The sequence below is a fragment of the Dictyobacter formicarum genome, assembly GCF_016587435.1.
This window is the reverse complement of record NZ_BNJJ01000004.1, coordinates 331,279-344,460: the sequence shown is the minus strand read 5'-3', so window position 1 is coordinate 344,460 and position 13,182 is coordinate 331,279. Positions and strand designations below refer to the sequence as shown.

Genomic DNA, 13,182 nt, shown 5'->3' with positions numbered 1-13,182 from the left:
TTGTGGACTAGCTATGTGTTCTCACCTGCGTACAGTGGTGATCAGCCGAACCAGCAGACGATGGTTTCGCCGGTCAGGATGTCTGATTGAGTGCTAGCCAGGAACAAGATGATCTTTGCCATGTCTTCCGGTTGCGCGATACGTTGCAGTTTGGATCGGCCTTCTTCGCTGCCAACGCTGCGTGTCGCCAGAAAGCGTCCGGTGTAGGTGGGCGCAGGCGAAAGACAATTGACATTGACGCCAAATGGACGCAATTCCTCGGCCAAACAACGGGTGTAATGCGAGACGCCCGCTTTAGCGGCCGCGTAAATGAGTCCGGTGCGAGCCGCGACGTGACCGGCCGCCGAGCCGACATTGATGATCTTGCCCGTACCACGCGCACGCATATGGGAGCCAACATACTTGCAGGTGAACATAGACGTCAATAGATTGCGCTCGACAACCGAACGAATATCCGCGGGATCAATGTCCAGGGCGTCATTGGGATCGGGGCGAGGGGTGTGCGCGCCGATATCTCCACCCGCGTTATTGACCAGGATATCAATCTGACCAAGTTTGTCCAGGGCCTGCTGTACAAAACGTTCGACCTGCGCGGCATCCGTCAGGTCGGCGATAAAGAAGGCCGCTCTGCGCCCAAGGGCCTGTATCTCTTCAACCACGGCCTCGCCCGAGGGGGCCTCGCCAAACTCGGAGGCAGCCTGGGCGTGAACGTCATGGACGATCACATCTGCGCCTGCGCGAGCCAGGTGGAGGGCATAATGACGACCCAGGCCCCGGCTGGAACCGGTAACCAGGGCAACTTTTCCTGTGAGATCTTCTGCAGCCATGCGTGAAACCTCTTTCATTGCTTCAATCGAAACACTGCGATCCAGGGGAACTTTATCAGAAGCGTCCACTCAATACTTCTTGCTGGTTGGGCCCCCCGAAAAGCATTTGTAAATAAGCCAGGCTGGAGGCCAGCTGGCGTTGCTCATAGGCTACGACGGCCTCGACCGGCTCTCTCAGTTCGAACGGGGTACGCCACTCGCCGACGGGCCGGGCGTGCTGCTGCACAAAACGCCAGACCTGCGCGAAGTGAGGGGCCGAGCGGGGTGGATATTCCGGCCAGTAATCATCAGCCAGCACGCGCACATGTCGTCCCTCTAAAGCGCCCAGCTCCACCACCTTTGTGATCTCATGCCCGGTCTGGGCCAGTATATCAAGCATGGCCGGAAAATTGATCACTCCCTGCCCCAGGGGACAACGAACCAGGCGGTAGCCTTCTTCACTCAGGTAGATCCAATAGTCTTTGAGGTGCATGTGCTTGACGTAGGGAGCGATACGCCGTGTAAAGTCCAGCGGCTCCTCAGCTGTGGCCAGCGGATTACCCGTATCAAAGACGATGCCAAATTGTGGAGAGGCAATGGTCGAGCAGAGCCAGAGCAACTCCTCCGAAGCAATATCCTGGTGATTCTCTACCGCCAGGTTAACGCCCAGGCGTTCAGCCACCACGGTCGCCTGCTGAAAACCAGCCAGTGCCTGCTGCAGATAATCCTGCCAGTGTCCAACCATCTCGCGGCGATCGCCACCCAGTTTAGCGCCGCCCACCAGCGTACGCACCGTAGTGACCCCCAGACGTGCCCCTAGCTCAAGCACCTCGCTCAGATGCTCAGGATCATAACCATACGTATCCAGCGTAATAAAGAGCTGTTGTTCTTGAGCATAGCGCCTGAGTGCCTCGATATCGGCACCGTTCAGAAACACAAAGGGCAATTCGACCCCCTGCAATCCCAGAGCTAAAGCCTGCTCCATAAGCTGCTGTGGACGCAGGGTTGGGCGTCCAGAAGCGGGATGCACTCCCATACTAAATGTAGTGCCATAAACGGAAAGTCCAACTTGCATACCAACCTCGCTTTCATCGTGTGCCAATTCTACCAATGGCAAAAACTTACTCAGCCGTCCAACCTCCATCTACGGTAAGCGCGGAACCAGTCATAAAACTGGAGGCATCGGACGCCAAAAAAAGGATCGCGCCACCCAACTCTTCAGGGCGGCCCCAGCGATGCAGAGCGACATGATTGATGAAAAACTGGTTGGCCTCAGGATTATTCAGAACAGGCTTATTGAGCTCAGTCATGAAGGGTCCCGGGCACAGCGCATTTACAGTGATATTGTAGTCAGCTAATTCCAGGGCCAGCACTCTCGTCAGTTGAATCACGCCACCCTTACTGGAACAGTAAGCGCTACGCTCCGCCAATCCCACCTGGCCCAGCATCGAAGCGACATTAACGATACGTCCATACTGCTGCTTCTTCATAAAAGGAGCCACCGCTTTGGCACAGAGAAAAGGAGCCTTAAGATTAGTGGATTGAACGAGGTCCCAGCTCTCCTCATCGAATGCCTCCAGCGGCTTACGAATGTTGATGCCAGCGTTATTGACCAGGATATCGATACGTCCAAAATCCTTGATAATCGTCTGCGCCATATCCTCAACCTGCTGCGGCTGAGTCACATCCACGGCCAGACCCAGAGCGCGGCTATTGGAGCCTCTGGCAAGCTGCGCGGCGCTCTCCTCGGCCCGCGCGCGCTCCCGACTGGTCACAATCACGTCCGCTCCCGCTTCCGCCAGAGCCTGCGCCATCACAAATCCCAGGCCCCGATTGCCACCAGTCACCAGCGCCACACGACCCTGCAAATTGAATTTCTCTAAATACATAGGACAAAGTTCCCCTTTCATATCACCATCCGCCAACAACGGTTTCGCCGGAGAATGATCTTCAGTGTTTACAACAAAGCTGTCCGATGCATCTGAATATATCCATGCCTAGCGAATCGACACAAAATGAATTGTCAGAAAAGGAAATACTATTCCGGTTCAAGGTCGGGTACAATGGAGGATTTATCATCACAGGGGAGAAGGTATTGTGCCTGGTGAATCAATTTCCTCATCGAAATATATTCATTATTGTTAAGTCTAATAAGTGAGAATTCTGGTGTCAAGGAAAAAGTGTCTATATTTAATGGCAAAAGACAGGATGTTTGCCATGGGGCGGGGTTATGTGCGCCCGCATCCATAGGTTCGGAGCTTGCCTCCGATTGTCGCCCTCCGCAGGAGCGGCGACCCGGTGCCCGGCCGGTTCGGCTTCATCACCGCCATCCCCTCGACCAGAGAGGGCACCCGTGCCCGGGAAACGGCGTGCACCATAGGTTCCGGAGCTTGCCTCCGATTGGTTCCCTCATCAGCACGTTCCTCTTACACGTGACATTCGCCTATGGCGAGACGTTTTCGTGGGCGAAGGAGCAATCGGACGCAAGGTCCGAACCTATAAAAAGGGAGCCGGCAGAGCCGACCCCCTCGCCATAAAACGGAACACACGCGAAAGGGAAGCGGGAAAGTGGGTTGTCTGCCTACTGCTCTCCTGCCAATTCCGCGACAGCCTCAACCTCGGGGGCGACGACCTCCAGGTGTTCAATCTCGCTGGGGCTCACCTGCGCACGCTGCGCACGAATCAATGAGACGCAACCAGCTACCAGACACATGGCGGCGGCAATATAGAAAGCGATATGCAGGCCATCCACAAAGGGGCCAGAAATCAGATTGGGGAAGAAGCTCTTGCTCAGCAGATGGTTCTGACTGGCCTGTGGTAGGCTGTGAAGGACCGTCGGAGGCAGCATGGTCTGCATGGGATTAAAGCCCAGGAAGGCGGCGAAGAGAGCCGCGACAGGAGGCAGGTGCGCCACACCGTTCGCTATGCTAGCAGGCAAGCCCGCCTTCGTCAAACCATCAAACAGAGCATTGGGCAGCGAGGCCGCCAGACCAGCAGTCACAATGCTAAAGAACATACCCATACTGATAACGGTGGCCGCATTCTGGAAGGTGCTGCGCATGCCGGAACCAGCACCACGCGCGGAAGCCGGTACGCTATTCATAATATCGGTCGTATTGGGAGACGCAAACATACCCTGTCCAATACCCATTATAAACAGGATGACTGCAAACGGGAGATAATCAAAGTTGGTTGGTAAGAGGGTCAGCAGTACAAAGCCAATCGTCTGCAGGAACATACCTACCGCAGAAAAGATGCGCGCCCCAAAGCGATCGGAGAGCCAGCCACTCAGCGGTCCCATGATCACAAAACCAATCATCAAGGGCAACATATAGATGCCAGCCCACAGCGGGGTATCCTCAAAGTTGTAGCCATGCAGTGGCAGCCAGATGCCCTGCAGCCAGATGATCAGGATAAACTGCAGACCACCACGGGCCAGACCAGATAGAAGACCGCTAATATTGCCGGTAGTAAAAGCGCGAATTTTGAACAGCGATAACTGGAACATTGGATCAGCGACATGCAGCTCGATCCAGACAAAAGCGACCAGCAGCACAATACCAATCACCAGGGCCGCGATCACCATTGGATTACCCCAGCCCATAGCAGAGGTGCCATATGGCTCGATACCATAGGTCAGGCCGATCAGCAGAATCGTCAAGCCCAGGAAGAAAGTGATATTGCCTAGCCAGTCGATACCCTGGCGCTTCGAGCTCATCGTCGACGTTTCGCGTAGCTTCAAATAGGCCCAGATAGTACCAAGTACGCCAAACGGTACACTGACCAGGAAGACGTCGCGCCAGCTTACTACGGAGAGCAGACCACCTATGATCAAACCAAGGATAGAGCCCAGGATGGCTACCATCTGGTTAATACCCAGGGCCATGCCGCGTTGATGAGCGGGAAAGGCATCCGTCAAAATAGCCGTACTGTTAGCCATTAAGAAGCCAGCGCCCACGCCCTGAACCAGGCGGAATAAAATCATTAAGATAATGGCACTATCACCGGAGCCCGGGGTCAGGAACAATAGAATACTACCAAGAGTAAAAATGGCGAAGCCGAGGTTATATAATTTGACGCGTCCATAGATATCACCGATACGCCCAAAGGTTACCACCAGAGTAGCCGTGATAATCATATATCCCATCAGCATCCACAGCAGGTAATTCGTTTCACCGGGAGCCAGAGGATTGACGCCAACACCTGTAAAGATAGCAGGCAATGAGATGAGAACAATACTGGAGTTGATGGTGGCCATCAACATACCAAGCGTTGTATTGGACAACGCAATCCATTTGTAGTTTGGACCTATCGGACGAGCAGACCTTGGGACCGTTGTTTGAGACATATTGTATCCTTTTTACTCCATACCACTCTGTATCACCCACACATCACTGTGTCTCCTCCACATTTCATTTCAAATGGGGATAATAACTATTGATATGCTTTCAGTTATGCGCCTCACGCAGCGTCGAGAAGAAAGTATATAGATGTGCGCTTTTTAATATACTTAAAGTGTACCCTTGAATATTGATAATTTCCAATATATAATTTTCTATATATTCATTCGATTCAGGCTATGAGAGAATGTCAGCTTCCCAGAGCGCTAGGAAGCTGAGCGCCCCCGTACGGGCGTCCGCATACGCGGCCGCATCTTTTTTTTATTCGGTGGTGCAGACCCGTGCGCGGTGCGCACGGGTCTGCACCACCGAATGGGGTATGTTTTGAGCTCCTATTATGTTTTTATGTTTCAACTCATGCAAAGGAAAACCTGCCATAATGGGAGTTGAGCACTCTCTGAGAGAATTTGAGGAGGAAAGTGTGGATCTGCTACAGCTACGCTACTTTCAGACAGTGGCACGACATGAACATATGACGCGCGCAGCCGAAGAGTTAACGATCGCGCAACCCTCGCTGAGCAAGATGATCGCGCATCTAGAGAAAGAGCTGGGCGTACCACTGTTTGACCGTCACGGTCGCCAGATACACTTAAATAAGTTCGGCAAGATTTTTCTGCAGCAGGTTGAGCGCGCTTTCTTCGAGCTGGACGAGGGGAAGCGGCAGCTGCAAGATATGGCCGGACTCGAACATGGCTCGATCTCGATCGGCACCGCTAATGTCAATCTACTGGCCGAGATCTTAAGCGTCTTTTGTGCTCAATATCCCGCGATCAGCTTCCGCCTCTTTCAACAGCCCAACCTGACTATGGTCGAGCAGCTGGAGCACGGCGAAATCGATCTCTGCCTCGCCTCACCTCCCGTTGAACGCGCAGGCATCGGCTGGATCTCCCTGATGACCGAAGAGATTTTCCTGATTGTTCCCAGCAACCATCGGCTAGCCGACCGTGGCAGCATCCGCCTGAGCGAAGTCGCCAATGATGCCTTTGTGAGCGTCAAGCCCGGCTATGGGCTACGCGACATTACTGATCAATACTGCCAGCAAGCCGGCTTTACGCCAAAAATCATCTTTGAAGGCGATGAGCCAGCCGCCATTCGTGGACTGGTCAGGGCGGGATTAGGCATGACCTTTACCTCGGCCGTCAGCTGGCAATCCATTATCCAGCAACCGGACCCATCGTTCAGCATTCTACGCATCGAGGAGCCGGTCTGCCAGCGAACCATCGGTCTGGCCTGGTCAGAAGAACGCTATCTATCGCTGGCCGCGCGCCAGTTTCGCCAGTTTGTCATCGACTACTTCGCCCATAATGGCGAAACGCTGGGCAACCTTCCCCCATCGATACAATCAAAAACGTCATCTCTATCAACGTAGGTTCGGGCGACAATGGAAATCATGTATTCTCATTGAGGAGGGAGAGCAAAACCTCATCTAATTCCTGGAAAGAACTCTTCGCATGTTGCGCAACCCACGATCTCTTGTGGCGAAGTTATGGTCATTCCAACAACTACAAAGAGATCTCCGTCTGAAATACTGTGACCGCCTGGCCTGCCACCTGCACAAGCTCTGGCTCTTCGTCATGACCATGGACAAAGACCTCAACCTGTCCAGTGCGCTGCAGCGCTTCACCTTGCCTGCCGACAAAAGAGAAAAGTCCTTTCTGAAGAGGAAAAAGCTGATGGTGCACGAGATAAGCACCCAACGGACCGTGCGCATTCCCGGTAACCGGATCTTCGAGAATGCCAATGGCTGGCGCGAACATTCTTCCCCAGGTGAGGATGCCAGGTACATCGGAATCAAAAGTGAAGACAAAATACCCGTTGCACCCGATCTGGCGGCTTAACATCCGCAGCACCTCCATATCTGGAGCAAGCTGATTGAGAACGCTTTTCGACGTAATGCCAACCAGCACTTTAGAGTGGCCGGTTGAAACAATCTGGATAGGACAATGCTCGAGAAGCATCTCACGGCGAAGCTTCAATGCCTGTAAGAGCTTCTCTTGCTCATTCCCCTGGAGAATCTTGCCGAACTCCACCTTTCCCTGTGTCATCAAAATTTTATAATCATCGTTCTCCCATATAACTTCAATGGGTAAGATGCCCGCTCCTGTGAGGGTAGAGATACATATTGGAGCGGCCAATCCAAGCTCTCTGGCGCGCACATAATGTGCGGCGATAGTCGCGTGCCCACAAATGGGAACCTCAGTGACTGGAGTGAAATAACGGATATGAGCCTCATGATCGGGTCCTTGCGGGGGAAAGATAAAGGCTGTTTCGGAACAATTCACTTCTCGTGCAATCGCTTGCATCTGAGCTGAGTTTAATCCTTCAGCATTTGAAACAACCCCGGCCGGGTTGCCACGAAACTTCTGTTGTGTAAATGCATCTACTTGATAGAGACGATAGTGCTTCATGAGCGCTCCTCCTTCGCATAGAATTCTCTCTGCTGCGATGTCACCTTCGTCTGGGCGGCGAGTATTCTCTCACCTTGCTCCGGCAGGATTTCCACTACACGTTTCGGCCTGTCGGGCAACAACAGTTCTGTCACCAGGCCAGCGCCCACCAGGATGATTATCAGGCCTATGAACGGGCTGGGCGTGAGGGGTTCCTTCAGGAACAGTACTCCCCAGAAAACGCCAAAGACGGGTGCCAGGAAGGTCACCGTCAGCGTTTTCGTTGGGCCGGCATGGGCAATCAACCAGACGTAGAGCAGCAGGGTGGCAGCAGTGCAGAACACAGCCAGGGCAGATACCGCCAGCAGCACAGTGGGGGTTGGCATCTGCGTTGGAGGCGAGACAACGGTCAGTGGAATCAGAAAAAGGGCGGCAAAGAACTGGCTACTCGTGGAGATTGACAATGAACTTACTTTGTTCCCAAGGTAGACCTTGATATAGACGCTGGCGATAGCATAGGAGGCGGCGGCAGCCAGTGAGGCCCCAACCGCCAGGAGAAGCGCCATTGAAAATGGAAGCGTACTCCAGCCAACCACAACGACCACGCCCACGAGCCCCAGTCCAAGGCCCACAGCTTTTTTGATCGTCATCGCCTCCTTCATCCAGATCACTGCTGTTATCGCCCCAAACAGCGGCGTGGTCGCGTTGAGTAGCGCTGCCAGCCCACTGGTAAGGGAGAGTTCTGCCACACCAATCAAGGTAAAGGGCACCGCCGCATTGATGATCCCGACAACCAGGTAATACTTCCAATAGGTCCGCAGTTCCAACCGGGTACGGGTGGCCAGAGCAAACAAGAACAGGCAAAGCCCGGTCAGCACGACCCGCATTGCCATCAAAGCAATCGGCCCAAGCACTGGTGTGGCGATCCGAATAAACAGGAATCCTCCCCCCCATAGCGCCGAGAGCACCAGTAACACCCCAACTTCTTTTGCCTTCATATCTCTTTTTCCTCACGCGGTTCATACATACATAGATTATTCTTCTTCAATTAGTCTCTCAGTGAGCGTGTTTCTAAATACCATACTTTTCGCGCCTTCGGCCCCTGACGCTACGCGCCTTCGGCGCTCAAAAGATTTTTTAGTATGTGATGCAGAACAGGTGCTCCGCACCTGTTCTGCATCACATACTAAAAAAACAGTGCGGGCGCGCATGCGCCCGCCTGTAAGGGGGCGCTTTACTCTGACAGGTATAGGTTTTTTGGATTCACGCCAGGAAAGCGGGGATGCAAGGGGCGGCGAGCCCCTTGACTGGGGGTTTGGGGGCTGTGCCCCCAACTCTTCCCTTCCCCGTGCTGCCCGCAGGGCGGCATCAGGGGCCTCAGGGGCTACGCCCCTGAAAAACCTACACCTGTAGGGGCGCTTTACTTCCCATAAGAATGGGATTCAGAAACATTCTTAGACTTCTAGTATAGGATGTTTTATGGTAAAATTCGACGAAAAAGCAAAATATTTACTTGTATTCGCTTCAAATATGAAAGGAAAAAGAGGATATGGCTTTAGAAATTGAGAAGCTACTCGATGAGACAGGCTGGTCTCTCCTCCGAGAACTACAACAGAATGCTCGCCTCTCCTACAGTGAACTAGGACAGCGAGTTGGACTCACATCACCTGCAGTAGCCGACCGTATGCGCAAAATGGAGGAAGCGGGCATTATTACCGGCTATCGTGCCCAGATCAATCTCCCCAGGCTGGGCTTGCCGATACTGGCAATTATTCGCCTGGGAAGCTTTGCGGGTCAGGATTGTAATCGCGTGGCTACACGCGTGAGCCAGATTCCCGAGGTGCTCGAATGCTACCGTGTCACCGGCAGCGATTCGGTTGTTGTCAAGGTCGCTGCTGCCTCGATCGAACACATGGAAAAAGTCGTCGATCAGCTCTCTCTCCATGGGCTACCGACAACATCGCTTGTATTCTCTAGAGCCATGGAATCCCGAATAATCACGCATAAGATGCTTGAGCGAACAGAAAGTCGGGAGGATAACACCTTACAGGATGAGGCCCTAGAGAGGTAAATATATTGATTGGCCTACTTGTTATATACATAAACATTATCTACATAAACAGCCCTCCCAGGTCATCACCATACCTAACCTGAGAAGGCCAGTTAAGACTCGCCAGCTACCGCAGAGGAATGGCGAATTGGTCGAAGAGGGACGCCGGTGCGCTCCAGGATTCTTGAGAACGGGGAACGGTATAGTATTCACCCTGTATAGCGTCTGGCGTGACGGTCATTTTCAGGTATCCATGACGGTCATCACTAAACAAATTTAAGCTGATATCGGGTCGATCGGGCAGGGGATAAGGAAACTCAATCGGCGAGGGAGGGTGTTTGATGGCATTGAGCATGCTGTGCAGATTCCAGTAGCCACCAGCGCCAGCTACCAGATAAGTAATTGCCTTATTGTTGTACTGGCGGGTAAAGCGTTGGTAGTTGTGCACGTGCGCGGTCAACACCAGGTGCGGTATGCGCCCGGTAGCTTGCATCGCATCATCCAGAATGCCCTCCATATACTGGCTACCCGAGTGGTGCGTATCGCCCGAATAGATGGGATGGTGCGTCGCCACGATCAAAGCCTTATTGGTTGGGGCCTGCGACAACTCACTGTGAAACCAGTTAATCTGGGTAGCATCCAGAGCACCACCTTCAGGCACATTAGTATACAGGCCAATGAACGTCGCGAAAGGCGTATTCAGCGTCCAGTAGACATTTGGCTGCGTCATCGTGTCGCGCGGCGCATCCCCCGAGGAAGGCGCGATCCCGGCCTCAGGTGCACAGAAATTGGTCACAAAAGCCTGCAGAGAGGGCACAGACTGATCAATCAGGTCACCATCATGATTGCCAGGAATAGCAAAGATGGGTGCAGGATAATGTGAGTTCGGCTCATAAAATTGTGAATAATACTCGCTCTCTGCTCCGTAGTAATAAATCACATCTCCCAGATGATAAAAGAAAGCAGGGCGCTCAACTAGATTTGCGGACTGGAAATCCTCCTCCATATGATTGATAACCAGTTGCTGATCAGCTGGATGTTTAATTCCTCCTGTATCACCTATCGTATGGAAAACCATCTTTTGAGCATCAATCATGCTCTGCACAGCATCGGCTGGCAAGATCTGATCCAGGTTTACATGATAAGGAGGGTTCCCGGTAGGCTTGGGCAAAGGGCGAAACGGTTGGGTAGGGAATTTACCATGAAGGCGATTGATCTGAATACCCTGAGGATCGGGTACGTCCGCGCTAAAGCGGCGGAGCTGGCTACTATCAGTCATAAATGTTCTCCATTTCTATATTCTAAAAGGTTACTCACTGCCCTCCTGTTATAATATAAATGTTACTTTTCCATCTGCTATAAAATATAATCATAATTTATCACAAAATCAATTAAACATAATCAAATGCATAAAATTGATGACATAAAGGCAGAGAGGGGGATCAATAAACGCCCGTTGGACTAGCCAAAAATTCCCAGACAAGACATAAATGATCGTTACCTGGCTAATCCATATGGTATAATCGCAAGAGAATTTGTCACATTCAATGCCAGTTCGAGAGAGTATAATTCACACTCTCGAAATGATAGATAGGCAAATAATTTTTTACTACGATTTTCCATACTCTTACACAGAGGTATGTTGTGCCAGTTGAGGGTTCCGACTAACCAGCTCTCACTGTCTACAAACGAGATCTCTATCAACCTGACAGAATGGCATGATGCCCGCTCCTCTTAACATAGGATTAATGCTCCATCCGGCATGGATAGTGAGCAGCGGGTATGTCTGCGCATATTGGAAGAGGCTAGTACCAAATAGATATATGGCATAGTCCACTTTCAGATATTTTTTTTGTGTCACGTTGTACGCAGACAATACGTAGTAAAGTTAAGACGAGCGCAAAAATTTGGGATGCTGTAGTCATCATTCTTCGAATGAGCAGGTATGCCTTGTAGTTCAAGTTGCACTGCTAGCCTACCCACAATTCCAAATTTTATAAATAGGGGTACGAAATGGGAAGAAAAAAGCACAAAATTGTGTTATCATAGACAGAGATAAAATGATATATGATACTACATGTGCTTGATGTAGGATATTGAAAACACACTCCTGGATTTCTCCGATAACGCTCGTTCACTTATACGATTAACCGTAATTGCCAACGAAGTCAGACGAGTTAAGCTGCTCAAACCAGGCAACATGCGCCAGGTAAGCCTTATATCCAGTGAGCCGCAGCCGCGGTTACGCTAGTGCATCATAAAGCATGCTTTTAAGTTTTTTCCAATGTCGTTCGTCTATCATTATTAGCACCTGTGCCTGAGAGTGCAGACCAGCGCAACTGGCTTGAATATCACATCTACATGTATTTTATTCGCAGTACTTATTCTATATAATGGAGATTCCTAAATGGTGGCAATGCTTAAAGAACAAGATAAAGAAGGGACATCACCATCTCTGCAATTTGAGATTGACGACATGCCGGTGGTTTCTGATTTCGACGCAGTGAGTGATATTCATGAGCATGAAATAGATAGAGAAGTGTTCCTGGAAGAAGAGGATGAGGAAGAGGATCTAGAAGAGGATACCCAACTCGATACCAATCTGAAAGGACATAGCCTGCTGGCTTCTGGTACCAGTGAGGTTGATGATTCTGTTGCCATGTATCTGCGCGAAATTGGCCGTGCCCCTCTGCTGACCGCAGAGGCGGAGGTACGCCTGGCTCAAGCCATTGAGAGAGGCAAACTTGAGCGCATGCGCGCAGAGCAGCTACATGTTGCGCCCGATCGTGCGATTATCGAGCGAGCCAATGAAGCCCATCGTCACCTGATTGAGGCAAACTTGCGCCTGGTCGTGAGTGTCGCCAAGAAATACACTGGTCGCGGCATGTCCTTACAGGATCTGATCCAGGAAGGTAACACCGGACTGATCGGCGCGGTCGATAAATTCGACTATACCAAGGGCTACAAGTTCAGCACCTACGCCACCTGGTGGATTCGGCAGGCGGTAAGCCGCTCAATTGCCAACCAGGCGCGTACGATTCGCCTACCAGTGCACCTGGCAGAGACCATCAATCGCATGGGTCGTGTCAGTCGTGCACTCGTCCAGGAACTGGGACGCGAGCCTTCCCCGCAGGAGATCGCCGATAAAATGGGCATCTCAACGGAGAAAGTGCTTGAGATCATTCATGTCAACCAGAAACCTGTCAGCCTGGAAACCCCAATTGGCGAGGATAGTGATCGCAACCTGGGCGACTATGTCGAAGATGAGACAACCGCAACACCGACTGAGGGCGCCGATCGTCAACTGCTGAAAGAGCAGATCAACCAGGTACTCTTGAATCTATCTGAGCGCGAGCGCAAGATCATTCAGATTCGCTTTGGCTTTGTAGATGGTCAGAGTCATTCCCTGGAAGAGGTGGGAAAAACATTTAATGTAACTCGTGAGCGTATTCGTCAGATTGAAGCTAAAGCGCTGCGCAAGCTGCGCCAGTTGAGCACGACACACCATCTGCAGGATTACCTCGACTAAGAGCCCTATC

General features: G+C 51.8%; 10 protein-coding genes. 3 read left to right on the top strand and 7 right to left on the bottom strand.

What is annotated here, in order from left to right; all coding sequences use genetic code 11:
• Nucleotides 1-41: 41 nt before the first annotated feature.
• The 4 genes from JMI88_RS08995 to JMI88_RS08980 all read right to left on the bottom strand — a co-directional run bounded on the left by JMI88_RS08995 (nt 42) and on the right by JMI88_RS08980 (nt 5,154).
• Nucleotides 42-896, bottom strand: coding sequence for an SDR family NAD(P)-dependent oxidoreductase (locus JMI88_RS08995; protein ID WP_201361472.1), 855 nt, complete (start codon nt 894-896; stop codon nt 42-44).
• Complete coding sequence (locus tag JMI88_RS08990; protein ID WP_201361471.1) at nt 883-1,881, bottom strand: sugar phosphate isomerase/epimerase family protein; 999 nt, start codon at nt 1,879-1,881, stop codon at nt 883-885. Before JMI88_RS08990 ends, JMI88_RS08995 begins: the two co-directional genes overlap by 14 nt.
• A gap of 46 nt (nt 1,882-1,927) precedes the next feature.
• Nucleotides 1,928-2,695 carry an SDR family NAD(P)-dependent oxidoreductase gene (locus JMI88_RS08985; protein WP_201361470.1) on the bottom strand — a complete coding sequence of 256 codons (768 nt, stop codon included), beginning with the start codon at nt 2,693-2,695 and terminating at the stop codon, nt 1,928-1,930.
• A 692-nt stretch (nt 2,696-3,387) separates the two neighbouring features.
• Complete coding sequence (locus tag JMI88_RS08980; protein WP_201361469.1) at nt 3,388-5,154, bottom strand: MFS transporter; 1,767 nt, start codon at nt 5,152-5,154, stop codon at nt 3,388-3,390.
• A 473-nt stretch (nt 5,155-5,627) separates the two neighbouring features.
• Here JMI88_RS08980 and JMI88_RS08975 point away from each other — a divergent pair, with 473 nt between their 5' ends.
• Nucleotides 5,628-6,575 carry a LysR family transcriptional regulator gene (locus tag JMI88_RS08975; RefSeq protein WP_373323802.1) on the top strand — a complete coding sequence of 316 codons (948 nt, stop codon included), beginning with the start codon at nt 5,628-5,630 and terminating at the stop codon, nt 6,573-6,575.
• Between the two features lie 133 nt (nt 6,576-6,708).
• Here the strand turns inward: JMI88_RS08975 and JMI88_RS08970 are convergent, their stop codons facing one another.
• Nucleotides 6,709-7,614: a PhzF family isomerase gene (locus JMI88_RS08970; protein WP_201361467.1), complete on the bottom strand. Its 906-nt coding sequence runs from the start codon at nt 7,612-7,614 to the stop codon at nt 6,709-6,711.
• Nucleotides 7,611-8,591: a DMT family transporter gene (locus JMI88_RS08965; RefSeq protein ID WP_201361466.1), complete on the bottom strand. Its 981-nt coding sequence runs from the start codon at nt 8,589-8,591 to the stop codon at nt 7,611-7,613. Before JMI88_RS08965 ends, JMI88_RS08970 begins: the two co-directional genes overlap by 4 nt.
• 551 nt (nt 8,592-9,142) lie before the next feature.
• Between JMI88_RS08965 and JMI88_RS08960 the strand changes: the two genes are divergently transcribed.
• Nucleotides 9,143-9,664 (top strand): Lrp/AsnC family transcriptional regulator, encoded by a 522-nt coding sequence (locus JMI88_RS08960; RefSeq protein WP_201361465.1) that lies wholly within the window; start codon nt 9,143-9,145, stop codon nt 9,662-9,664.
• Between the two features lie 106 nt (nt 9,665-9,770).
• On the opposite strand, the gene JMI88_RS08955 is transcribed toward JMI88_RS08960, so the two are convergent.
• Entirely contained in the window at nt 9,771-10,922 is a 1,152-nt protein-coding gene (locus JMI88_RS08955) for a metallophosphoesterase family protein (RefSeq protein WP_201361464.1), read from the bottom strand.
• A 1,128-nt stretch (nt 10,923-12,050) separates the two neighbouring features.
• On the opposite strand from JMI88_RS08955, the gene rpoD reads away from it, so the two are divergent.
• Nucleotides 12,051-13,172, top strand: a complete 1,122-nt coding sequence (gene rpoD, locus JMI88_RS08950) for an RNA polymerase sigma factor RpoD (protein WP_201361463.1) — start codon at nt 12,051-12,053, stop codon at nt 13,170-13,172.
• Nucleotides 13,173-13,182 lie beyond the last annotated feature (10 nt).

Coding starts and splice junctions, on each gene's coding strand:
- JMI88_RS08990 (WP_201361471.1), bottom strand. CDS start 1,881: ATGCAAGTTGGACTTTCCGTTTATGGCACTACATTTAGTATGGGAGTG.
- JMI88_RS08985 (WP_201361470.1), bottom strand. CDS start 2,695: ATGTATTTAGAGAAATTCAATTTGCAGGGTCGTGTGGCGCTGGTGACT.
- JMI88_RS08980 (WP_201361469.1), bottom strand. CDS start 5,154: ATGTCTCAAACAACGGTCCCAAGGTCTGCTCGTCCGATAGGTCCAAAC.
- JMI88_RS08970 (WP_201361467.1), bottom strand. CDS start 7,614: ATGAAGCACTATCGTCTCTATCAAGTAGATGCATTTACACAACAGAAG.
- JMI88_RS08965 (WP_201361466.1), bottom strand. CDS start 8,591: ATGAAGGCAAAAGAAGTTGGGGTGTTACTGGTGCTCTCGGCGCTATGG.
- JMI88_RS08960 (WP_201361465.1), top strand. CDS start 9,143: ATGGCTTTAGAAATTGAGAAGCTACTCGATGAGACAGGCTGGTCTCTC.
- JMI88_RS08955 (WP_201361464.1), bottom strand. CDS start 10,922: ATGACTGATAGTAGCCAGCTCCGCCGCTTTAGCGCGGACGTACCCGAT.
- rpoD (WP_201361463.1), top strand. CDS start 12,051: ATGGTGGCAATGCTTAAAGAACAAGATAAAGAAGGGACATCACCATCT.